The sequence below is a fragment of the Thermicanus aegyptius DSM 12793 genome, assembly GCF_000510645.1.
GTDB classification, from domain to species: domain Bacteria; phylum Bacillota; class Bacilli; order Thermicanales; family Thermicanaceae; genus Thermicanus; species Thermicanus aegyptius.
Genome location: NZ_KI783301.1, coordinates 1,611,133 through 1,634,666, shown reverse-complemented (window position 1 = coordinate 1,634,666; position 23,534 = coordinate 1,611,133). Strand labels below are relative to the sequence as shown.

The window sequence follows — 23,534 nt, the reverse complement described above, 5'->3', positions numbered from 1 at the left end:
CATACGTTTATTTGGGTATGTAAAGTTAATCAAAAGGAGGTAAGGATCATTTACTCTCATCATACCATGAACCTTGTAAGCTGCCAAAAAAAAAAGAAAGAAGAGAGGTTCAATATTCTTCCTAAAACAAGCTTCCCTGAGAATCTGACGGAATTATGCATTGGGGAGATTCGTTTTGCGGAGAGTTGACAAGAGTGGAGACGGGGTGAGCTTGGAGAGGCAATGTTCTTAAAGAGGCAAATCGTGCTTGCAATTGTGAAGGGGTAAGTGCGTGAGAGGCAGGATCTAGCCAAGTCTCTTCTTCCCCTTTTGGCAAAATGAGAGGCATTCGATCATGGATGGGGCGGATTTCTTCAGCAGCCTCTCTCGTGATGATGGTGCAGCTAAAGATCTCTTCACCGGAAGGAGCCTGCCACCGGTCCCAAAGACCGGCCATGGCAAAGGGTTCCCTGCTCGGAAGAAAAAAATAATAAGGGATTTTCCTCCTCCCTTCTCTCTTCCATTCATAGAACCCGTCGGCAAGAATGAGGCATCGGCGTTTTACAAAGCTCTGTTTAAAGCTGTTCTTGGTAAGTACCGACTCAATACGGGCATTAATGAAGGAGTTTCCCATGGACGCCTCCTTAGCCCAGAACGGAATAAGCCCCCAACGAAAAGTGCGAAGAATTCTCTTCCCTCCTTCTTCGGTTACTGCCAGGATCCGCTGTGTAGGAGCAATATTATAACGGGGAGCGTAGCTTTGGGAGATCTCTCCAAGAAAAAATTCGACCTCAAAGCGTTCGATTAATTTTAAAAACTCTGTATAGAGGGTAAAACGTCCGCACATGATCCTTCCCCCAATCAACCCTTCTCTGTTTCGTTAAAGGATCTTTCATAGTGGTGCACAAAGACGGAAAGGGCCACAATGGCAGCCGTCTCTGTCCGCAAGATGCGTTTCCCCAAAGAGACAGGATAGATTCCTGCTTTTTCTGCTCTTTGAACCTCCTCTTCGGAGAAGCCCCCTTCCGGTCCGATGACGACCAGAATACGGCGATTGACCGGAATTCTCTCCACAAAAGGAAAAAGAGAACGGCTCCCTTCTTTCTCATAAGGTATGAAAGAAAAATCATACCCCTGAGCCATTTGAAGTAGTTTCTCATAGGGAACAGGTGGGAGAATCTGGGGAAGATGGGTACGATGACACTGTTCGGCTGCCTCCTTCGCGATCCTTTGCCAGCGAAGAATGCGTTCCTGTTCTTTCGTTTTATCCAGTTTCACAATCGTCCGGGATGAAGTAAAGGGAAGAATAGCAAAGACCCCCAACTCCGTAGACTTCTGGATGATCCAGTCCATCTTTTCTCCTTTGGCCAGTCCTTGGGCGAGGGTTACTTTAACGGGCAGCTCCCTCTCTTCATAAAGAGGCTCCAAGATGATCCCTTCTCCCTTTTTTGGAGAAAGGGAGGTAAGCTCGACCAAATAAGCTCTCTCCTGGCCATCTCCCACAATCACCTTGTCTCCCACCTGGAAGCGCATCACATGGAGAATATGATGAAGATCCTCTTCTGTAAAAATGATCTTTTCTTCTATAATCTTCTCCTTAGACAAGAGATACCGCTGCAACCCTACACCGCCTTCCTGGCGATGATCGCATACCAATCTTCCATCTTCCGTGCCTCCACCACGTGGAATCCTGCCTCTTGCAACGCTTGCCGGACCATCGGTTCCTTCGTCTGAATAATCCCTGAAGCGATAAAATACCCATCCTTCTTCAAATGGTCATATGCCTCCGCAGTGAAACGGAGGATCACTTCGGCCAGGATGTTGGCCACAATGAGATCCGCCTTTTCCACAATCCCATCCAAGAGATTATTTCGCTTCACCTGCACTTGTTCAGAAACCCCATTTAACTTGACATTAATGCGGGCGATCTCGACGGCCATTTCATCAAGGTCTAAAGCCAACACCTTTCCGGCACCCAACTTGGCAGCAGCGATGCCCAAAACCCCCGTTCCGCAACCGACATCAAAGAGAGAAAATCCTGGTTTTACATAATCCTCCAAAGCCTGAATACAAAGAACGGTTGTGGGATGAGTGCCGGTGCCAAATGCCATGCCGGGATCCAGCTCGATTACCACTTCATGCTCAGATTCCTGTACATATTCCTCCCAAGTTGGGGTGATCACAATGCGGTCGGAAATACGCATCGGCTTATAATACTTCTTCCATGCCGTTGCCCATTCTTCTTCATGGACTTCCGAGAGGCGAACGGTACCATGGCCGAGATCGATATCATAGAGAGCGAGGTTATTTAATGCTTGTTTGATCTCTTCCACCGTCTCCCCCAGAAAGCTGTTTACAGGTAAATATGCTTTTACGATCACCCCTTCTTCCGGATAATCGGCAGGATTCAGTTCATAGATCTCTCCGTATTGGTCTTCCCATTTTCGGGTTAGATCTTGAGGATCTTCGATCACCACGCCGCTTGCTCCGGATTCATGGAGAATGTTGGCTACCGCTTCAATTGCTTCCTGGGTGGTATGAATACTGATCTCAGACCATTTCATCCGCATCTCTCCTTAAGACGAACCTATGAATGGAGTGCCTACTCCCCACGAAACGCCTTTTTCATTTTATCAAAAAAAGTATCTTGGTGAAGAGGGAGCTCTTCTGCAAAGATTTCCCGCAAAAGCTCCTTCTGCCGTTCGGTGAGATGCTTCGGGGTTACGACAATCACACGGACATGCTGGTCGCCTTGTCCGTTTCCCCTCAGGCGCGGAAAACCCTTCCCTTTCAGCCGGAAAAAGGTGCCTGATTGCGTCCCTGCAGGAATTTTAAGATGAACCTTTCCTCCCATGGTGGGAACCTCGATCTCTGCACCAAGGGCTGCTTGGGCGAAGTTGATGGGAACCTCGCAATAGAGGTCATCTCCCTCCCTTTCAAAGAAGGAATGAGATTTCACCCTGAGCAGAATATAGAGATCTCCAGGAGGTCCCCCATTGATTCCGGGCTCTCCTTCCCCCGAGATCCGAAGCTGGCTCCCGTCATCTATACCTGCCGGAATGGTTACGGAGATGGTCTTTGTCTGCCGGATGCGCCCGCTTCCTTGGCATCTCGGACATTTTTCTCTAATGATTTTCCCCTTGCCGTGACATACATGACAGGTTCTGCGATTTACAATACGGCCAAAGGGGGTCTGCTGTACCGTTTCTTCTTCTCCCGTCCCACGACAGAAGGAACAAGTTTCCGGTGTTGTCCCCGGTTTCGCGCCGCTTCCATGGCATTCCGGACAAATTTCTTCTTTCGGGATGCGGATCTCCTTATTCGCGCCAAAATAAGCTTCTTCAAATTCGATCGTCAACGAATATTGTAAATCGGCACCTTGGCGGGGAGCGTTCGGATTCCTCCTTCTCCCCCCACCGCCGAAAAACATATCGAAAATGTCGCCGAAGCCGCCAAAATCAGAAGGATCGAATCCTCCGGCTCCTGCCCCGCCGGCTCCTGCCCCCTGATTGACTCCGGCATGGCCAAACTGATCATAAGACGCTTTCTTCTGGGGATCGCTTAAGACTTCATAAGCTTCTTTTATCTCTTTAAATTTCTCTTCCGCATCGGGGGCTTTATTCACATCCGGGTGATATTGCCGTGCCAATTTCCGATATGCTTTTTTAATCTCCTCCGCCGATGCTCCCCGATTTAGACCCAACACCTCATAATAATCCCGTTTGCTCATCCTTCACACTCCAAAGGCCGAATTTCCCTCCGTTATCATATCATAACTTGGCATTTCAATGTATAAAAAGTCAAAGCTGATGAGAGCTTTGACTTTTTCCATGATGCAAAAGGATTGAAGAGATTTTTATTTCTTATCGTCTTTTACCTCTTCATACTCCGCATCCACCACATTTTCTTTCTTCCCTTTCCCCTCATTTTCTGCGGAAGCATTCTGTTGCTGTTGGGCTACCTTTTCATAAAGCTTTACGGAAAGCTGCTGAACCACTTGTGTGAGGTTTTCTTTTTCCTTCCGGATCTCTTCCACTTCACCTTTCTCCAACGCTTTTTTCAGGGATTCGATCGCGGCATTCGCCTTATCTTTCTCAGCTTGGTCTACTTTATCCCCCAGGTCTTTTAGCGTTTTTTCCGTCGTGTAAATCAGCTGATCCGACTCGTTTTTGAGTTCAGCCTGCTCTTTCTTCTTCCGGTCCGCTTCTGCATTGGCCTCTGCCTCTTTTACCATTCGTTCAATTTCCTCATCCGTAAGTCCACTTGAAGAAGTAATGGTAATGTGCTGTTCTTTGCCTGTCCCCAGATCCTTCGCCGACACATGGACGATTCCATTGGCGTCAATATCAAATTTAACCTCAATCTGTGGGATCCCCCGAGGCGCAGGAGGAATATCGGAGAGGATGAAGCGGCCTAAGGTTTTATTATCTTTTGCCATCGGGCGTTCCCCTTGCAAAACATGGATCTCCACAGAGGTTTGGTTATCCGCGGCGGTGGAGAAAATTTGCGATTTACTGGTGGGAATGGTGGTGTTCCGATCGATCAGTTTGGTGAACACACCGCCAAGGGTCTCGATCCCCAAGGAAAGAGGCGTCACATCCAAAAGGACGACATCCTTGACATCCCCCGTAAGAACCCCTGCCTGTACCGCCGCTCCCATCGCCACCACTTCATCAGGGTTTACCCCTTTATAGGGCTCCTTGCCGATTAAGTTTTTAATCGCCTCTTGGACGGCCGGAATACGGGTCGATCCACCGACGAGAATCACCTTATCGATCTGATTCGGCGTAAGGCCGGCATCCTCTAAAGCCCTGCGGGTCGGCCCAATGGTACGTTCCACCAAATGCCGAGTTAATTCTTCAAATTTCGCCCGTGTCAACGTAACTTCCAGGTGTTTTGGTCCCGTCGCATCCGCCGAAATAAAGGGAAGGGAGATGGTGGTGGTAAGAACGGAGGACAAATCTTTCTTCGCCTTCTCGGCGGCATCTTTCAGCCGTTGCAAGGCCATTCGGTCTTTGCTGAGGTCAATGCCGTTTTCCTTTTTAAATTGCTCAATGAGATAATCGATAATCACCTGGTCGAAATCATCTCCCCCCAGATGGTTATCTCCGCTGGTAGCTTTCACCTCAAAAATGCCGTCGCCGATCTCCAGGATCGACACATCGAAGGTCCCACCACCAAGGTCATAGACGAGAATGGTATGATCTCCGCTCTTATCTAACCCGTATGCAAGGGCGGCTGCCGTAGGTTCGTTCACAATGCGGAGAACTTCAAGTCCGGCGATCTTCCCGGCATCTTTCGTAGCCTGTCTCTGGCTATCGTTAAAATAAGCAGGGACCGTGATGACGGCTTTATCAATCTTCTCTCCCAGATAGCTCTCCGCATCGGCTTTTAATTTTTGCAGGATCATGGCCGAAATCTCTTGGGGAGTGTACGATTTACCATCGATGGTCACCTTATGGTTCGTACCCATATGCCGTTTAATCGAGATGACGGTCCGATCCGGATTCGTGATCGCCTGCCGTTTAGCCACCTCACCTACAAGCCTCTCCCCATCCGGCTTAAAAGCAACCACGGAAGGTGTGGTACGGTTTCCTTCCGCATTCGGGATAACAACAGGGTCTCCTCCTTCTAAAATGGCTACACAAGAGTTTGTGGTTCCAAGGTCAATACCGATCACTTTGCTCATTTTATTTTGCCTCCTTACTTATGTAGGTTCTCCCGTCATTTAGGAAGATACCTTGACCATCGCAGGTCGAATCAATTTATCCTTTAGCATATACCCTTTTTGAAACTCTTCTACAACAATTCCCTTCTCTTCCCCCGTTTCCACCTGCATGATCGCCTGGTGAAAGTAAGGATCAAAGGGCTTACCGACGGTCTCCAAGGGAACCGCCCCTTCTGCTTTCATCGCATCCATAATCTGCCGGTAAACCATCTCAACACCTTGAATAAAGGACTCGAGATTGCCGTTTTCTTCCGTTTTGGCCGATTGTATTGCCCTTTCCAGATTATCGACGGCAGGGAGCAATTTCTCGAGAAGAGGCTTCACCCCATACTTGGTTAATTCTTCTCTCTCTTTCATCATCCTCTTGCGGTAATTGTCAAAATCGGCTTGACTGCGAAGGTACTTTTGATAGTAATCCTCCGCCTTTTTCCTTTCTTCCTCCAACTGAACTTGCAAGGAATGAATTTCTCCTTCTTCCAAGGTATGACCTTCATCACGATCCGTGAATGAAGGATTCCCCTCGTCGGTGGAAGGATCGATCTCCTCCACCCCGGTAGGTTCATGTTGTTGCTCCTTCCCTTCAACTTCCGTTTTATCTTTTCTCTCCAACGATTTCACCTCTTTATCCTTCATATCACAGGATAGGGATAAAAGCCCTCTCCTTATCCTGATTTATAAAAGCGGCTAAAAACATCTGAAAGTTCGAGGCTGATTATCTTTAGAATACCCATTACACGGCTATAATCCATGCGAACAGGCCCCAAAATTCCGATGGTCCCCACCGCGTTGTTGCCCGCTTCATAGGTGGCACTTACAATACTACAATCTTCTATACTTTCGTGATTGTTCTCTTTGCCAATTCTTACTAAAACTCCTTTACCCTTCCCATGGAAGAGTCGGATCACCTTCTCGTCCTCGTCGAGAAGTTCCAAGAGGTTTCGCACTTTATCCACATCGCGAAACTCCGGTTGAGTCAAAATTTGTGATTTCCCCTCTAAAATGAGTCGATCTTCTTGTTTCGGAATGAGCAACTGGCTAATGAGACGTTGAATCTCCTCATAATGAGTTAAGTTCCGCTTCATCGCGTCGGCAAACTCGGTAAAGAGCTTTGCCTGTAACTCCGCAATCGTAGTTCCCCTCAAGCGTTCATTCACCATCTGTACCAATCTCTCAATCTGTTCCGTGGAAACGGACTCCGGGATATCTACGAGACGGTTCTCCACTTTTCCCGTATCGGTAACCAAGATGGCTACCGCTTTTCTACCTTCTAACGGGATGATCTGCAAATACCGCAGTTGAGTCTGGAAAATCTCCGGGCCCAATACAATGACGGTATAATGGGTAAGCTCTGAAAGGATATGGGCCGTTTGGCGGATGGCCTGGTCAAATTCGAGGTAGTGTTTCTGGAATAAAACACGAATGTTCTCCAGTTCTTCCGCTTTTATTTCTTGGGGTTGCATCATATGATCCACATAGTAGCGATATCCCTTTTGGGAAGGGATTCTACCGGCAGACGCATGGGGTTGCACCAAGAAACCCATCTCTTCCAGATCAGACATCTCATTCCGGATGGTTGCGGGACTAAAGGGTATATCTGCCTGTTTGGCGATCTTCCTCGACCCGACAGGCTCGGCATCACGGATGTAATTTTCTACGATCGCTTGGAGGATCGCTTTTTTCCGTTCAGAAAGCATTTTCTCACCACCTGCTGTTAGCACTCTTCATGAACGAGTGCTAAACTATACATAAAAAAAATATCAATTGTAATCCGTTTTGTCAATTGTCCTCATTATTTTTCTTGCAAAAAGGCGACAAAAACCTCGTTGCTAAGGAAGCGACCCATAGGAGTAAGACGGATGCGGTCCTCTTTTTTTTCCAATAACCCCTTATTCGTTAATTCCTCAATTTGTACACCATAGATCTGGTTCATCGACACGTTCCAACGTTCCCTAAATCGGGAATCCGAGATTCCCTCCGTTAATCTTAGACCGAGGAACATCATCTCCTCCATTTCCTCTTGTTCCGTGACGGGAAGGATCTCCTCCCGAGGAAGACCCTTAATAGAATGGCGAATATAGGGTATGAGTGCCCTCATGTTCCCATAGCGTTCTCTTCCCAGGTAGCCCCAAGCTCCGGCGCCAAATCCGTAAAAACGGTGATTTAGCCAATACCCCAAATTATGTTGGGAGCGAAAACCGGGTCTTGCAAAATTACTTAACTCATACTGTTCTAAACCGATCGAAGACAACTTCTCGATGATCCGTTCGTACATTTCAGCTTCTAACTCTTCCCCGGGAAGTAGAAGGGAACCTTCCCGTTGCCAGCGGCCAAAGTGGGTATTCTCCTCCACTTTAAGGTTATAGGCAGACAGATGGGTTAGCGGCAGTTGGGAAACCTGGTCCAAATCGCTCAGTAAATGGTCCATTTCCTGCCCCGGCAACCCGTACATGAGGTCGATGTTGATATTATTAAAACCGGCTTTCTCTACCATGTAAACGGCATGGATTGCCTCTTTGGCGGTGTGGTTCCTCCCGATGCGCTTCAAGATGGCATCGTGAAAGGTTTGGACCCCTATGCTGATCCGGTTCACTCCTCCGGCTTTTATGATTTCCAATTTGGAGGGTGTAAGTGTCCCCGGATTTGTTTCCAACGAAATTTCATGGTTCGGAGTCCTAATAGGGAAGTAGCGTGCCAATAGGGAAAATAATCGCTCCAATTGACTTTCATTGAGAAGGGATGGGGTTCCGCCTCCTATATAGATCGTCTCTACCCTAGGGAGAGGCTGATGATCTAAAACGCGGGAAATCTCATGCTCAAGAGCCCCAAGGTATTGATCCACCCAATCTTCTCCCTGCCATACAAAGACGGCAAAATCGCAATAAAAGCATTTTTGGGCACAGAAAGGGATATGGATGTAAACATGTTTCGGGGAGGTTATCTCTTCTTGGTGTTCGTTTTTATCCAATCTCATTTCCCCCTTCATTGCTCCCTTACTCATCCATTTTTAAAACGGCCATGAAAGCCTCTTGGGGAATCTCGACGCTTCCTACTGCTTTCATTCGTTTTTTCCCTTCTTTTTGTTTTTCCAAGAGCTTTCTTTTTCGGGAGACATCTCCGCCGTAACATTTGGCCAAGACGTTTTTCCGCATGGCCTTAATGGTTTCTCGGGCGATGACCTTATTGCCGATCGCTGCCTGAATGGGGATTTCAAACATCTGCCGGGGGATGAGATCCTTTAATTTTTCACAAAGTGCCTTCCCTCTGGCATAAGCACGGTCCTTATGAACGATGACCGAAAGAGCATCTACCGCTTCTCCGTTTAAGAGGATATCCATTTTCACCAGATTGGACGGACGATATCCGATCAGCTCATAATCAAGGGAAGCATACCCTTTCGTGCTCGATTTCAAGTGGTCAAAGTAATCATAGACGATTTCCGCCAAAGGGATTTCATAGGTAATTTGGACCCGCGATTCGTCCAAGTAACGCATATCTTTGTACTCGCCCCGCTTATTTTGGCTTAGCTCCATCACAGCCCCTACATAAGCATTCGGTACCATGATGGTTGCCTTCACATAGGGCTCTTCAATATGATCGATTTTGGAGGTTTCGGGCATCAATGAAGGGTTGTCGATCTCGACGATGCTCCCATCCGTCCTTGTTACCCGGTAAACAACGCTGGGAGCGGTGGTAATCAGGTTAATTTTAAACTCCCGTTCCAAGCGTTCCTGAATGATTTCCATGTGGAGTAACCCTAAAAAACCGCAGCGAAAACCAAAGCCCAAGGCTTGAGAGCTTTCCGGCTCGAATTGAAGGGCCGCATCATTTAGTTGAAGTTTTTCGAGCGCATCTCTTAAGTTATTATAGTCGTCCGTCTCGACGGGATATAGGCCCGCAAAGACCATGGGAGTCACTTTTCTGTACCCGGGAAGGGGGACATCGGCTGGACGGTTGGCATGGGTGATGGTATCTCCAACCCGTGTATCCTTTACCGATTTAATGCTCGCGGTGATAAATCCCACATCCCCGACGGATAGTTCCTCCACCCGCATTGGATACGGTGCAAAAACACCCACCTCACTCACTTCAAAGACTTTTCCCGTCGCCATCATCTTAATCTTATCGCCTACTTTAACCGTTCCATTTACGATTCGAATATAGGCAACCACGCCGCGATAGGAATCATAAAGAGAGTCGAAGATCAGGGCTTGCAAAGGAGCATTGGGATCGCCGGACGGAGCAGGGATTTTCTTAACAATTTGTTCCAGGATCTCTTCGATGCCAATTCCTTCTTTCGCCGATGCGAGGACCGCTTCACTTGCATCTAAACCAATCACATCTTCAATTTCCCTCCTCACTTTTTCAGGATCTGCACTGGGTAAATCAATTTTATTGATCACCGGAACGATCTCCAGATCGTTCTCCAACGCGAGATATACATTGGCTAAAGTCTGAGCTTCAATCCCTTGGGCAGCATCCACCACCAGAATGGCCCCTTCACAGGCAGCCAAACTCCTGGATACTTCGTAGGTAAAGTCCACATGACCGGGGGTATCAATGAGATGAAGGATGTACTCGACCCCATCTTTTGCTCTATAGGTTAAACGAACGGAATTTAACTTGATGGTAATTCCGCGCTCCCTCTCTAAATCCAATTGATCCAGGAACTGGTCCTCCATCTCCCGTTCCGTTAAAGCTCCCGTAAATTCAAGCAAACGGTCTGCTAAGGTCGATTTACCATGGTCGATATGAGCGATAATGGAAAAATTGCGGATTCGCTTCTGCCGTTCATTATGATTTACCGACATAGAAAAAACCCCCTGATGGGTAAATTCATACAGAGAATTATATCAAAATGATTAAACGTTGAGCAATAAAAGAAAAACCCGGTGTAAATCCGGGATCATCGAAGCTTCGGTTTCGTCTCTTCATAGGTTTTCCAATCACATGGTCCACTGTAACTGCCTGCCGCCGATGAGATGGTAGTGAAGATGGAAGACCGTCTGCTGTCCATGAAGTCCTGTATTTGTAACCACCCTGAAACCATCCCGATCCACTCCCATCTCCTTCGCCACCTGTTGGATGACAAGATGAAGGTAACCGACCAGTTCCTTGTCCTCCTCCTTAAGGTCTAATAAGGAGGGAATATGTTTTTTCGGAATGACGAGTACATGTACGGGAGCAATCGGATTAATATCATGGAAAGCGACAACCCGATCATCTTCATATACTTTCTTGGATGGAATCTCTCCGTCAATAATCTTACAAAAAATACAGTCGCCCATCTTTTCACTCCCCTTGCGAAGATTCCCTTTCATTATAGCCTATTCCCTGAAAAGATGCTATGTCCACATCCATCCTTTAAGAGAATTCTTATCCTCCGTGCCACACACTATCTCCTATTCTCCCTTTTGTATTTGGCATATATTCGTTCTTCAATGCCGGAATTTTGCGGTCGGTAAAACGTAACCCCCTCCATCGCTGTGGGAAGGTATGTGAGTTTTGTACCTGGATGGTCAATCGGATTTACGTATAAACCGGTGCTGTTCTTCAAATGATCTGGGACAGGTTGGGAAGGGTTCTCTTTCACCCATTCTAAAGCATGGCCGATTGCCTTATAAGCCGAATTCGATTTAGGACTTTCGCATAAGAAAATGGTTGCTTCGGCTAACGGGATTCTCGCTTCCGGCATTCCAATAAATTCCACCGCCTGTTTCGCCGCCACCGCCATTTGAAGGGCATGGGGATTGGCCATACCTATATCCTCCGCGGCGGAAATGACCAGTCGACGGGCGATGTATAAGGGGTCAGTGTCAATGTAAAGAAGGCGAGCAAGCCAATACAAGGCTCCATCGGTGGCCCCTGCCCGGACCGATTTAATGAAGGCCGAAATCAGATCATAAAAATCGGTGGTCGAGGTTTTTGTAATCCGAACCGCCAAAGCCGCCTTCACCGTGTCAAGGGTAATCTTCTTTCCCTCTTTTACCGAATAAGCGGCCATTTCTAAGGTATTGAGGGCACTACGAATATCTCCATCTACAATGTCTATAAGGTAATGCAGGGCTTCTTCGGTTATGGTTACTCCTAGTTCCCCTAATCCCCTCTCATCATCGGCAATTGCTTTAAGGAGGATTTCCTTCATCTCTTCTTTTGATAGCGGTTTAAGTTGAAAGACCCTGCAGCGGGAGACGAGAGGTGGAATGAGATCATGCATGACGCTCTCCGTGGTCGCCCCGATTAAGATGATCGTTCCATCCTCCACAACGGGGAGAAGAGTCATCTGTACATTCGACTTCAACGCATGGATCTCGTCGATGAAGAGGATCGTCTTCCTCCGGTACAATCGGCGATTCTCCTTGGCCCGCTCCATCGTCTCTCGAAGCTCACTTGTGGTAAGGCTAACCCCGTTTAGCTGGATAAAATCCGCTTGGGTACGATCCCTAATCAAATAGGCAAGACTTGTTTTCCCGGTCGATGGAGGACCTTGCAAGATCATAGAGAGAAGATGATCCCTTTCGATCAGCTCTCGCAAAGGTTTTCCTTCCCCTAGCAGATGCTTTTGCCCATAAAACTCCTCCAAGGTACGGGGACGCATCTTTTCTGCCAGAGGAACGGACAATCGATTAGGCTGATAATCAAACAGATCCATGGTTTTCCCTTCTTTGCTCGGTATCACGAAATGGATTTTTACCTTCATTATAACAGAATCGTAGCTATAAAGAGTTGGGCGGTACCATACGTATCCATCAAACAGGGATCTTCTTGCTCCGTTTTTTCCCTGTCTCAGCCATGGCTAAAATCCGGTCAAGGCGAAAGGTTCGCGGTTCCCTTCGTAAAAAACAATAACCGAAGAGATGAGTGTCGTCAAAGTGATAAACCTGAATGACCCGTTGGGTGAGAAGGCCTTTTTCATCCAGGTAGATCACTTCAATGGGGAGTTGTTGGGATAAGGCTTTCCTTAAGAGAACTCGCATCTTCCATCAAACTCCTGAAAACAAGAACTACTGTTTCCATTATATATCACTGTGAAGAAAAAGTAAAACATTTGTTCCTGTATCCTAAATTGATTCTTTTCAATATAAAAATCCTTTCATTCTCATAAAGGGAGTTTCTACCCATGAGAAAGAAAGGATATATCCGTCTTATAAAACTTGTTCAATTGGTTGCGTAAGCGAACTTAATGAAGGTTGGAGGCATTTGATTCTGCCTCTATACAATGACGCAAGAGAGATGTAACTTCCCTGTAAAAGTATGGCGCCTCGATGGACTGCAACGCCTTTTCAAACTCTCCCAACCAATCCAGATGATCTGAAATAAATCCCTTCCACAATTGTTCCTCTTTTTCTTTGAAAAGAAGAGAGAGAAATTCTAGAATAAGGCTTAAATGATCCGGCATGCCGGAGTAATTTTCCGGAATTTCTATTCGAGCCAGTTTATACAGGTATCTCATGTGCAAGGCAGAATCGCCTAAGAGATACCCCTTGCTGCGGGCGATCTGCAACTCCACCGTAGGATCCAAGGTCCATTCTTTATAAACCGATTCGATCGGTGGAGCATAGGGCTTTACGATGCCTCGAAAAGAGCGGTCATATGCTACCTTCATCTCTTCGTAACTCGAAAAGTGGTCTTTTAAATGAAATTCGTGAGTTGGATATCCTCCTTCATACATCTTCTCTTTCATCCATGCTTCGGTCATTCCCTGATGAACTTCTTCAAAAAATTCCGGCGTGGGTTCCTTATAAAACTCGGCAAAGGTTAAATAAAGTTCTCCTTTCGCTTCTAAGGGAGAAATAGGAATAAGATGCATGCCTTTACCTCCTTTCATCGGCCATCCTCGCTGGGGGCCTTTTTAACCCTAGGTCAAAGGGCAAAAAAACGAGGATCCATCTTCCGTTTGCGACACACCTCACATTCTTCTTCGATTCCCCTTGTTCTAAATTCTTGTCCGCAATTAGAACAAATTTTACGTAAAAAAGAAGGAAGTCTCCCCCTGACAAGATGCTGTTTCCCGGTACGGTCATGGGTTGAAATTATAAGGCGAAGCGCTCCTTTCGGGCATTGGGTACATTTCCTGCAATATACACATGATTCACTCTGAAATTGAAGATGGCTCTCTCCATCTTTTTCTTCCCAATAAAGAGCTCCGGTAGGGCAGATTTTCTCACAAACGGCACAACCGTCACACTCTTCATCAATCCGGACCGAGATCTGAGCTCCGACACGATTCATCTCAATCGATTCCCAATTGGGATCATTTTTATGGCCATTTTGCTTTCTTTGGGATTTAACAGAGATTCCTCTCTCTTGAATCAAATCTTCCTCATGCAGATCAGACGGAGCATTCGGGCGATCTTCCCTTCTCATCGAACTTATTAAGGTTAAAACTCTTTTCCTTTTTAAGATCATCCTTTCCCTCAGAGGAAGCAGATCCTCCTTCTTCTTCCCCCCTTTCCATCGCTCATTCCATTGTTCCCGCAGATTGGAAGGGGAGAGCATCTTAAGCAGCTCTCTCCGACTTATTCCTTCCACTGGTTTCTCTTTCTCCTTCGGAAGGGCTTTATCGGTAAGGAAAATGCGTGTTTTACAGCATAAACGATCCAATTCTCCTTGAAGTTTTTCAAAATGATGCCTTATCTGCTCTTTCTCTCCCTTATTACAACTTAAACAGGGATAAAGGGAAAAGGTAATTCTCTCTTTCCTCTCCGCAAAGCTTCCCAAGAGTGTGAGATCAAGGTAGAGATAACATGGGACTTTAATTCCGTTTGGATGTGTTATGTCTTGTTCGCATGTGATGGAGCGGTCCGGATGTTTCTTTATTTGCTCCAGAATAGAAAGATAGGGTTTGTGAGGAAAATCAAAGGCGAGTGTGGGACATGTTCCAACACAGGCCCCACACTCGTTGCAGGAAAAAGAATGATAAGAAATGGGATTTTTGGCAGAATGGGTGAGAGAGAGGGCCTCTTTAGGGCAAGAGGAGATGCAGATGTGGCATACCTCCATGCGGTTTAAATAATTAAGGCATGCTTCTTCCGTAAGATGTACTTTTTCACTCTCCAGGAGATCTAAGATCCCCATCTTCCTCCCTCCCCTTACAAATTTTTTGGCTTGGGCTCTATTTATGTCCGTTTTCTCCTTTCACACCCATACTTTTCTCTAAATCTTACCTAGAAGAGCGTAACAAAGGTGCCGGCCGCCAACAAGAGGAAACGAAGTAGATAACCGCCGATCAGGACGAATCCCTCGGTCGCGATGGTTAACGCAAAAGGGCTGCTCCCCGTACCGCTTGCCGTCGCTTCCACACCGGCAGGTGTGACTTGCAAGGAGCGGGAATGAAAGAGTTCCAATCCCTCCAACAACAGGGGAATAAGAAGGCCCACAACGATGAGACCAATCCAAAACCATAAACTCCATTCCCCGGTCAGAAGGGACATGACGGATTGAAAGGCAGTTTCATTCGCCGAAGAGGTGATGTAAACCATGATAAAGATAAGCAGTCCTTCTAAGATCATAAGCCCAAAGTGAATTTTTTTTAAGCTTATTAATTGGCTACAGGCATTCTGGTCCGTCAAGGTAGCAAGGAGTACCGTCATGGCGATCCCGGTGGATAGAGCGGAGACGGTAAAAAGAACGGGCAAGATGGATGTGTTCCACAAGGGGACTGCTTTTACCACACCGAGGAGAAGACCGGTATAGGCCGCAGTCCCGAAGGCGAACAGAAGGCCCACACCTGTCATCCATCCTGGAGCTTTTTTACCTTGAAAAGTAAGATATGCTTGATAGAGAGTAATGAGCATAAAGATTGAAATGATATAGGTGCCATCCGTCATCATGGAACCTGGAACATTTGTAAAGAGATAGAGAAAGCGCCAAGGGTGAAAGAGCCCCGCCTCCGCATCTATGACTAAAAGAAGGAGCCCGGCGGCCAATAAAGGAGGAGCCAGATAATAACCTGTCCGCTGTATCGTAACCGCTTGGGGGAATTTCCAACCGACCCAAACCGCAGTGCAGTAAGCTCCGGCGCTTACCCCTGCCAAGAAAAGATACCATGCAATGATTGAACCCCAAACCATTCCCATCACCTCACATAAAAAATTTTCGGTTTCGTCCCTAGATCAGGGCGCAAAGGCTTCGCCTTCTTCTTGGCAATCGCCCTTACGATCTCACTGTTTGGATCATCCAGATCTCCAAAGATTCTGGCATTCCCCACACAGGTTGTGACGCAAATCGGTTCTTTCCCCTGCCTTACTTCTTCGATGCAGAAACGGCATTTTTCTACAACGCCTGTTTTTTCGCTGACGACCCTGGCCTGATAGGGGCAGGAAACCATACAATACTTGCAGCTTATGCATTTTTCTTCATTGACGAGGACAACCCCCTCCTCCGTTTGATAGCTGGCGCCGGTCGGACAATTGGCTACACAAGGGGGATTTTCACAATGCTGGCATTGAACAGGTACCGTATAATAAGAAACATGGGGATAGGTCCCCTCCTCCTGTCCGTAAAACTTAATAAACGATTCTTCCGGAGGCAATCCGTTTTGCATCTGACAAGCAACTCGGCAAGAGAAACATTCGATACATTTGGTGGTATCGATCAGCATCCCATAACGTGCCATTTGCTTCACACCTTTCTGATCTTAACGATCACTTCATGTATCATGGAGGTCCCCCCCATTGGATCGATGCGATAGGGTACATGATCCATGTAACTAAATCCAACCCCTTTGGCGAGTGTGAGGTAGGGGGAGTAATTTCCATAGGGAGAGGGGATAAAGAGAGCTTCCGGATGAATGCGGTCGGTCACCTTAATGCGGATTTTACTCGTCGCCTCCGATGAGGAGACTTCCACTAAATCTCCATCCTTCAATCCCATCTCCTCGGCCCGTTTCCGGTTCATCCAGAGTCGCTCTGATTCGTAATCTTTGGTGATCTGCAGGAGATAAGGGAGATTTACCGTATAAGCATGGGTGTGGAAACTTTGTTTTCCGGTGATCAGGCGGAAGGAATCTTGTTCAGGTTTCACCAACGGTTCCTTCCATTCTACTACGGGAGAGAAGCCTGCTTTCTTAAAGCTTTCATTATAAAATTCGATTTTTCCCGAAGGAGTTTTTAATTTCGGAACCTCCCCCATCTTCACCGGGTCATTCAGAACGATCGTCCCTTTTTCCCGAAGTTCTTCCAAGGAGATCGAGAGTGGGGCTAGGAGTGCTCTATTTAACTCCTCTAAAGTAAAATTAAAATATTCTCCGATTCCTGCCGCTTTAGCAATCTCGGTAAAGATCTGATCTGCAGGGACGGTATGGGGATAAACCTTTTCTATTACCTTCTGGCGCAGGGCAATAGCGGGTTTCCCCCCTGAAATTCCTTCGATCACATCATCCCGTTCCAAATAGCTTGGCTCCGGTAGAACATAATCGGCAACAAGGGCGGTTTCAGACATCAGCACATCAATAACTACCATGAGTTCCAATTTCTCTAAACTATCCGCCATAACTTTTGGGTTGGTATAGCCTCGAACCGGATTGGTTTGGCAGATGAAGGCCGCTTTCACTTTCCCCTCCTCAATTTTCTTAGGAAGAATGCTGGCTACTCCGTTATGGGGATCTACCAGCGAAAATTCCTGGTCGATACGGGGAAGAGAACTCTTTCCAGGTTCCGGATGACGCGTAGGATCCAGCTTCCCTAGCTGAGGCGGTTTCCCAAAAATATAACCGCCGGGCTGTTGAAAATTCCCCAGCAAAGCATTAAAGAGAGCGACCGCCCTTCCGGTGTCGACACTGTTTGCATAGGTGCAACCAAATCCCCCCCGCCATGATTGTTCAATCACCGCCTTTGGTTTCGACTTTCCCATCTCCCTGGCGATTCGCGTGATGGTCTCTTTTGGAATGCCGGTGATTTTTTCCGCCCATACAGGAGTGTAAGAAGATACCTTGTTCGCAAAGTCTTCAAATCCCACCGCATATCTGGCAATAAACTCTTTGTCATATAACCCTTCATCAATCAGTACGTTGGAAAGGGCAAGGACCAGGGCCAAATCGGTTCCAGGGCGTATGGAGAGCCATTCGTCAGCCAATGGTGCCGTATTGTTTAACCGCGGGTCTACAATGACCACATGAGCGCCATTTTCTTTCGCTTGGACCAAGGCTTGAACGGATGCGGGACGAACGCCGTCACCATAGCTCCTCCCGATGAACAGGATATATTTACTATTGGCGATGTCGGAACCGGGAACCGCACCAATGGTGTGTAGAAACCCGGTATCTCTCGCATTGGAGCAAACCGTCAAATGGTTAAAATAATTGGGGGATCCGATCGCAGCTAAAAATCTCGGACCGTAGAACTTTCCGGTGGGCCTTGGGTCCTCTACATAAACCACCTTCTCCGGACCATCCTTTGCCACAATCTCTTTCAGTTTCTGCCCAATCTCCTGATAAGCCTGTTCCCAAGAGATCGGCTCAAATTTCCCCTCTCCATTTTTCTTTAAAGGCTCTTTAATTCGGTCCGGAGAATAGGCCAACGTTCCTAGACCATGGCCTCTGGCACATATCTTCCCTTTGCTGTAGGGATGATCGGGATGGCCTTCTACTTTCCAAAGCCTCCCGTTTTTTGTGTACACCTTAATTCCGCACTTGCTGGAACAGGCGTTACACAGGGTCGGTGTTACCTTTACTTCCCCTTCGCGTTCTGCATTTAAGCGCTGCCAAGTTTCCAATTCAAAAGTCCCAAGGGATAAAAGGGCAGCGGTAGCCGCAGAAGCTTTTAAGAAGGTCCTGCGTGATATCCGGTTCGGGATCATAGCTCTTCCTCCTTTGCTACGTTCTACTTTCATTCTAACTTTCTCAGAAAACGTCCAGGTAATAAAACCTTTTGATTGCGCTATAAGCATCTCTTAGAACATTCCTTTCATATCTACCGGGCATATGTTTCTTTGGAAACAAGGAAAAAAGCCAATCCCATTTCAGGATTGGCTTTGAATGTGAGTCATTTTTTATACATAATTGTCATTTTTTTATCCTCTCACCTGACAAGATGGAAGCAAGTGATAATAGATGCAAAATTAACAGCAGTGATAGATCGAAATGGCCGCTCCATTCTTCACTCTTATCGTATGGATCGCTTTGATATGCTTTTACAGGATGATTAATCACGGTTCATATAATGAAAGACCATAAGGCGTGAGGTTTCATAGGAGGCGATTTGCTCTTCGTAAGACTCAGTTATCCCAATCTCATCTAATCCTTTTAACATCCTCTCTTTGTGAACCGGGTTCACGGTAAAGGAAAACTGAACCCCTTCCTCTGCGAGGACAACTTGCTTCTCCAAATCTACCTTCAAGATAAGCCCTCCCTTCTCTGCCCTTTGAAAGAGCCAATCAATTTCTTTCTCAGTTAATTGGACGGGAAGAATCCCATTTTTAAAACAATTGTTATAAAAAATATCTGCGAAAGAGGAGGCGATGATCACCCGGAACCCGTAATCAGCCAAGGCCCAAGGAGCGTGTTCCCTCGAAGAACCACTTCCAAAATTTTGTCTGGATAAAAGGATGGTCGCATTACGAAAGTCCGGCTGATTCAGGACGAAATCAGGATTCTCCTCTCCATTCTCCTTAAAGCGCCAATCGTAAAAAAGAAATTGTCCATAACCGGAACGTTCAATTCTCTTTAGAAACTGCTTCGGGATAATCTGATCCGTATCTACGTTAGAACGGTCCAAAGGGGCTACGAGTCCTTCATGCACGGTAAAGGGCTTCACCTTTCTCCCTCCATTCCTTTTCCAAATCCTCAACGGCGATAAATTTCCCTTTCACGGCAGCCGCCGCAGCCATGGGGGGACTTACCAAATGAGTTCTAGAATCTCTTCCTTGCCTTCCTACAAAGTTTCGATTTGAAGTGGAAGCACATCTCTTTCCCGGAGGGACCACATCGGGATTCATTGCCAAGCACATACTGCAACCCGGTTCACGCCATTCAAACCCGGCTTCGATGAAGATCTTGTCTAAACCTTCCTCTTCTGCCGCTTTTTTTACCGCTTTAGAACCTGGAACCACGATAGCGGTCACCTTGGGAGAGACTTTCTTTCCTTTTACCACTTGGGCAGCAGCCCGTAAATCTTCAAGACGCCCATTGGTACAAGAACCGATAAATACGTAATCCACTTCCACATCGGTCATTTTCATGCCCGGTCTAAGTCCCATGTACTCGAGGGATTGGATGACCGTCTGTTTTTCCTCTTCATTTTCGATAAACGCCGGATCCGGGATGGTTTCACGGATCGATATCCCTTGGCCCGGATTGGTCCCCCAAGTGACCTGCGGTTCTAAATCCGAAATATCAAAGGAGATCTCCTGGTCATAGGAGGCGCCTGCATCGGTCGTTAAACTCCTCCAGTAGGCGACTGCACGTTCCCATTCTTCACCCTTGGGAGCGAAGGGACGCCCCTTTAAGTAGGCATACGTCACCTCATCCGGAGCGACCATGCCGGCCCTGGCCCCGGCCTCGATGGACATGTTGCAGATCGTCATTCTTTCTTCCATGCTCATGTTGCGGATTACTTCTCCGGTATATTCCAAAACATATCCTCTGCCGAAATCGACACCAAAGCGGGCGATGAGGGCGAGGATGACATCTTTCGCCGTAATGCCGGGTTTTCTGGTCCCTGTGATCTCTACCTTCATCGACTTTGGTTTATTTTGCCAGAGGGTTTGGGTAGCAAGGACATGCTCCACCTCGCTTGTTCCGATGCCGAAGGCCAAAGCTCCAAATGCGCCATGGGTCGAGGTATGACTGTCACCGCAAACGATGGTTTTCCCCGGCTGGGTTAAGCCTAATTCCGGACCGATGATATGGACAATTCCCCGCTCCATATTTTCCAGGTCGTATAAAGGAATCCCAAACTCTTTACAATTTTTTTGAAGGGTTTCGATCTGTTTCTTCGCGATTGGATCCCTAAGATCAAAGGGATCAACCGTGGGAACATTGTGATCTATGGTTGCAACGGTGAGATCCGGTCTTCTCACCTTACGTCCGGCCATTCGCAAGCCTTCAAAGGCTTGAGGAGAGGTGACCTCATGAATGAGATGAAGATCAATATAGAGAAGAACTCCACCTCCCTCTGCTCTTGCCACTTCGTGATTTTCCCATATCTTTTCAAACATGGTTTTTGATGTCATCCATTTCGTTCTCCTTTCGCCAGCGTTCGGAATTTTTCCCGGATCACACGACCCATCTCTTCAGTTCCTACCCACTTCTCATCTCCGACTGTGAGATCCTTCGTCCGATATCCCTCATCAAGCGCTTCTTCCACCGCCTGGTTAATCCAGCGGGACACCTCTGTGAATCCAAAGGAAAGCTCCATCATCATGCTTACGGTTAAAAACATGGCTACGGGATTTGCGATTCCCTTCCCCGCTATATCCGGAGCAGAACCATGAACCGGTTCATAGAGGCTGGGGCCATTTTCACTCAAACTGGCTGACGGAAGCATCCCGAGGGAACCGGCTAAGGCTCCGCCTAAATCGCTTAAGATATCGCCAAACATATTCTCGGTCACGATCACATCAAAGGTGTTCGGCTTCAAAACCAATTGCATGGCGGCTGAATCGACCAGCATATGCGTAAGCGTAACGTCGGGATACGCTAGTGCCACCTGTTCCGCTTTCTCCCGCCACAAGCGACTGCTTTCCAAAACATTAGCCTTATCGACGGAGAGAACCTCTTTTTTTCTCTTTCGCGCCAATTTAAAAGCAACGTGGAGAATTCTTTCGATCTCATCTTCCGTATACGTTAGGGTATCTACCGCCACTTCTTTCCCCTCTACCGTTCTGCGCTCCTTGGGCTGGCCGAAATAGATCCCACCTGTTAACTCTCGTACAATCATGAGATCAAGTCCTTTTACTCGTTCTTCCTTTAACGGGGAAGAAGAGGAAAGGGAGGGAAATAGATGAACGGGGCGAAGATTCGCAAATACATTTAATACCTTTCTGATTCCCAAAAGACCTGTTTCCGGTCGTAAGTGGCCCGGTAGGCGATCCCATTTGGGACCTCCCACCGCTCCCATGAGGATGGCATCACTATGTTGGCACAACCGAATGGTTTCTTCAGGCAATGGGGTGCTGTACCGATCAACAGCTCCCCCTCCTATCGCCCCTTCCTGAAATTGAAAGGTTTCTCCGATGACTGCTCCGACTTCTTCCATAAGAAGTACCGCTTCTTTGGTTATCTCTGGACCGATCCCGTCTCCGGGAAGGAGGGCGATCTTCTTCAATGGGCAATAACCCCCTTATCCTGTACTGTTTCGGAATTCTCTTCGTCGATCTTTCTCTTCATATAAGCCCTGTTCACTGCATCGGCAAAGGCCTTCGCAGAGGCATAAAGGACATCGTTATCTACCCCCCGACCACTCGTGGTCATGGAACCGATCTTCGCCTTTACATATACCTCAGCCAAAGAGTCTTCTCCCCCGGTGGTTGACTGAATGCGATAATCGAGGAGTTCAATCTTCTCATCAACCAACTTTGCGATGGCATTAAAGATCGACTCCACACTTCCTTTCCCCGTTGCGGACTCCTGCTTGAACTCACCCAAAGGGGTCGTCATGCCTATGGTGGTTGTAGGAATCATGTTGGAGCCATAAGAGACCTGAAGGAAATTGAATTCATATTTCTGTCCTGGGTTGGCATTTTCAACCACCAGAGCAAGGATATCATCATCGGTAATCTCTTTTTTCTTTCCTGTTAATTCTTTGAAGGCGGAGAATAGACGTAGAATATCCTCTTCCTTGAGCTTAAGACCAAGTTCCGTCAATTTCTCCCGAAACGCGTGGCTGCCGGAATGTTTCCCTAATACCAGCTTATTGCTTGAGAGACCCACCATCTCCGGTGAGATAATTTCATACGTTAAGGTATTTTTTAAGACCCCATCCTGATGAATTCCCGATTCATGGGCGAAAGCATTGGCCCCAACCACCGCCTTGTTGGGCGGAACAGGCATCCCGGTTAATTTGCTCACCAGTTTGCTGATGCGAATCGTCTGGTCAATCCGAAGTCCTGTTTCTACCTGATAATGATCTTGGCGAACCTTTAAGGCCACGCCGATCTCCTCTAGGGAAGCATTTCCTGCCCGTTCGCCGATTCCGTTTATGGTTCCTTCAATTTGGTCTACCCCGCTCTGAATGGCAGCTAGCGTATTGGCTACCGCCAATCCCAGGTCATCATGGCAGTGGGCAGAAAGCTTTACCCGATAAAGATTGGGCACATGCTCCTTCAGATACTGGATCAGTCCCACATACTCCTGAGGCTGGGTATATCCCACCGTATCCGGGATATTTATCACGGTCGCCCCCGCATCAATCACCTGGGTAATGATTTTGGCGAGAAAGTCCCACTCGCTACGTGTCGCATCTTCCGCAGACCATTCGATATTGGAGAAAAAGCGGCTGGCATACCGGACGCTTCGAACGGCGTTTTCCACCACCTCTTCCGGTTTCATGCGTAATTTATACTCCATATGGATGGGAGAGGTGGCGATAAAAATATGAATACGGGGGTTGCTCGCCTCTTTTAAGGCTTCCCATGCCTGATCGATATCCTTCTCTACGGATCGGGCCAATCCTGCCACACTTACATTTCGAATCTCTTTCGCAATTCGTTTCACAGCCTGAAACTCTGCGGGGGAAGAGGCCGGAAAACCTGCCTCCATGATATCTACCCCGTATTGTTCCAGCGCATAGGCAATCTCCAATTTCTCATGGAGATGAAGATTTACTCCGGCCGATTGCTCTCCATCTCTTAAGGTCGTATCAAAAATCTCTACCCTCCGCATCTTCTCCAC

General features: G+C 47.3%; 21 protein-coding genes. All 21 read right to left on the bottom strand.

Going from position 1 to position 23,534, the window contains the following annotated elements; translation table 11 throughout:
- Nucleotides 1-121 precede the first annotated feature (121 nt).
- The 21 genes from THEAE_RS0108760 to THEAE_RS0108655 all read right to left on the bottom strand — a co-directional run bounded on the left by THEAE_RS0108760 (nt 122) and on the right by THEAE_RS0108655 (nt 23,525).
- Complete coding sequence (locus THEAE_RS0108760) at nt 122-826, bottom strand: SOS response-associated peptidase (RefSeq protein ID WP_028987203.1); 705 nt, start codon at nt 824-826, stop codon at nt 122-124.
- Between the two features lie 14 nt (nt 827-840).
- Entirely contained in the window at nt 841-1,599 is a 759-nt protein-coding gene (locus tag THEAE_RS0108755; RefSeq protein ID WP_028987202.1) for a 16S rRNA (uracil(1498)-N(3))-methyltransferase, read from the bottom strand.
- A 2-nt stretch (nt 1,600-1,601) separates the two neighbouring features.
- A complete protein-coding gene (gene prmA / locus THEAE_RS0108750; protein WP_005584161.1) occupies nt 1,602-2,543 on the bottom strand; it encodes a 50S ribosomal protein L11 methyltransferase in 942 nt (313 codons plus the stop codon).
- 38 nt (nt 2,544-2,581) lie between these two features.
- Nucleotides 2,582-3,709, bottom strand: a complete 1,128-nt coding sequence (gene dnaJ / locus THEAE_RS0108745) for a molecular chaperone DnaJ (protein ID WP_005584160.1) — start codon at nt 3,707-3,709, stop codon at nt 2,582-2,584.
- A 126-nt stretch (nt 3,710-3,835) separates the two neighbouring features.
- On the bottom strand, nt 3,836-5,668 hold the full coding sequence (gene dnaK / locus THEAE_RS0108740; RefSeq protein WP_005584159.1) for a molecular chaperone DnaK: 1,833 nt from the start codon (nt 5,666-5,668) through the stop codon (nt 3,836-3,838).
- Between the two features lie 39 nt (nt 5,669-5,707).
- A complete protein-coding gene (gene grpE / locus THEAE_RS0108735; protein WP_245605545.1) occupies nt 5,708-6,325 on the bottom strand; it encodes a nucleotide exchange factor GrpE in 618 nt (205 codons plus the stop codon).
- 44 nt (nt 6,326-6,369) lie between these two features.
- The gene (gene hrcA, locus THEAE_RS0108730) at nt 6,370-7,401 is read right to left on the bottom strand and encodes a heat-inducible transcriptional repressor HrcA (RefSeq protein WP_028987200.1); all 1,032 of its coding nucleotides are present in this window, start codon (nt 7,399-7,401) and stop codon (nt 6,370-6,372) included.
- A gap of 95 nt (nt 7,402-7,496) precedes the next feature.
- Nucleotides 7,497-8,672 (bottom strand): radical SAM family heme chaperone HemW, encoded by a 1,176-nt coding sequence (hemW, locus tag THEAE_RS0108725; protein ID WP_169729978.1) that lies wholly within the window; start codon nt 8,670-8,672, stop codon nt 7,497-7,499.
- Nucleotides 8,673-8,697: 25 nt separating this feature from the next.
- Nucleotides 8,698-10,515, bottom strand: a complete 1,818-nt coding sequence (gene lepA / locus THEAE_RS0108720) for a translation elongation factor 4 (protein WP_028987198.1) — start codon at nt 10,513-10,515, stop codon at nt 8,698-8,700.
- A 135-nt stretch (nt 10,516-10,650) separates the two neighbouring features.
- Nucleotides 10,651-10,992, bottom strand: a complete 342-nt coding sequence (locus THEAE_RS0108715) for a histidine triad nucleotide-binding protein (protein ID WP_028987197.1) — start codon at nt 10,990-10,992, stop codon at nt 10,651-10,653.
- Nucleotides 10,993-11,099: 107 nt separating this feature from the next.
- Nucleotides 11,100-12,356, bottom strand: a complete 1,257-nt coding sequence (locus THEAE_RS0108710) for a replication-associated recombination protein A (RefSeq protein WP_028987196.1) — start codon at nt 12,354-12,356, stop codon at nt 11,100-11,102.
- 97 nt (nt 12,357-12,453) lie between these two features.
- Entirely contained in the window at nt 12,454-12,681 is a 228-nt protein-coding gene (locus THEAE_RS0108705; RefSeq protein ID WP_005584151.1) for a WYL domain-containing protein, read from the bottom strand.
- Between the two features lie 203 nt (nt 12,682-12,884).
- Nucleotides 12,885-13,514, bottom strand: a complete 630-nt coding sequence (locus THEAE_RS20485; protein WP_052329873.1) for a TorD/DmsD family molecular chaperone — start codon at nt 13,512-13,514, stop codon at nt 12,885-12,887.
- 53 nt (nt 13,515-13,567) lie between these two features.
- Nucleotides 13,568-14,782 (bottom strand): 4Fe-4S dicluster domain-containing protein, encoded by a 1,215-nt coding sequence (locus THEAE_RS0108695; RefSeq protein ID WP_028987195.1) that lies wholly within the window; start codon nt 14,780-14,782, stop codon nt 13,568-13,570.
- Between the two features lie 89 nt (nt 14,783-14,871).
- A complete protein-coding gene (gene nrfD / locus THEAE_RS0108690; RefSeq protein WP_028987194.1) occupies nt 14,872-15,777 on the bottom strand; it encodes an NrfD/PsrC family molybdoenzyme membrane anchor subunit in 906 nt (301 codons plus the stop codon).
- A gap of 5 nt (nt 15,778-15,782) precedes the next feature.
- Nucleotides 15,783-16,322 (bottom strand): 4Fe-4S dicluster domain-containing protein, encoded by a 540-nt coding sequence (locus THEAE_RS0108685; protein WP_028987193.1) that lies wholly within the window; start codon nt 16,320-16,322, stop codon nt 15,783-15,785.
- Between the two features lie 5 nt (nt 16,323-16,327).
- The gene (locus THEAE_RS0108680; protein ID WP_028987192.1) at nt 16,328-18,502 is read right to left on the bottom strand and encodes a molybdopterin-containing oxidoreductase family protein; all 2,175 of its coding nucleotides are present in this window, start codon (nt 18,500-18,502) and stop codon (nt 16,328-16,330) included.
- A gap of 344 nt (nt 18,503-18,846) precedes the next feature.
- A complete protein-coding gene (gene leuD / locus THEAE_RS0108670) occupies nt 18,847-19,458 on the bottom strand; it encodes a 3-isopropylmalate dehydratase small subunit (RefSeq protein ID WP_028987190.1) in 612 nt (203 codons plus the stop codon).
- Nucleotides 19,436-20,875, bottom strand: a complete 1,440-nt coding sequence (gene leuC / locus THEAE_RS0108665; protein ID WP_028987189.1) for a 3-isopropylmalate dehydratase large subunit — start codon at nt 20,873-20,875, stop codon at nt 19,436-19,438. Before leuC ends, leuD begins: the two co-directional genes overlap by 23 nt.
- Nucleotides 20,872-21,969: a 3-isopropylmalate dehydrogenase gene (gene leuB / locus THEAE_RS0108660; RefSeq protein ID WP_028987188.1), complete on the bottom strand. Its 1,098-nt coding sequence runs from the start codon at nt 21,967-21,969 to the stop codon at nt 20,872-20,874. Before leuB ends, leuC begins: the two co-directional genes overlap by 4 nt.
- Nucleotides 21,966-23,525 carry a 2-isopropylmalate synthase gene (locus THEAE_RS0108655; protein ID WP_028987187.1) on the bottom strand — a complete coding sequence of 520 codons (1,560 nt, stop codon included), beginning with the start codon at nt 23,523-23,525 and terminating at the stop codon, nt 21,966-21,968. Before THEAE_RS0108655 ends, leuB begins: the two co-directional genes overlap by 4 nt.
- Between the last annotated feature and the right edge of the window lie 9 nt (nt 23,526-23,534).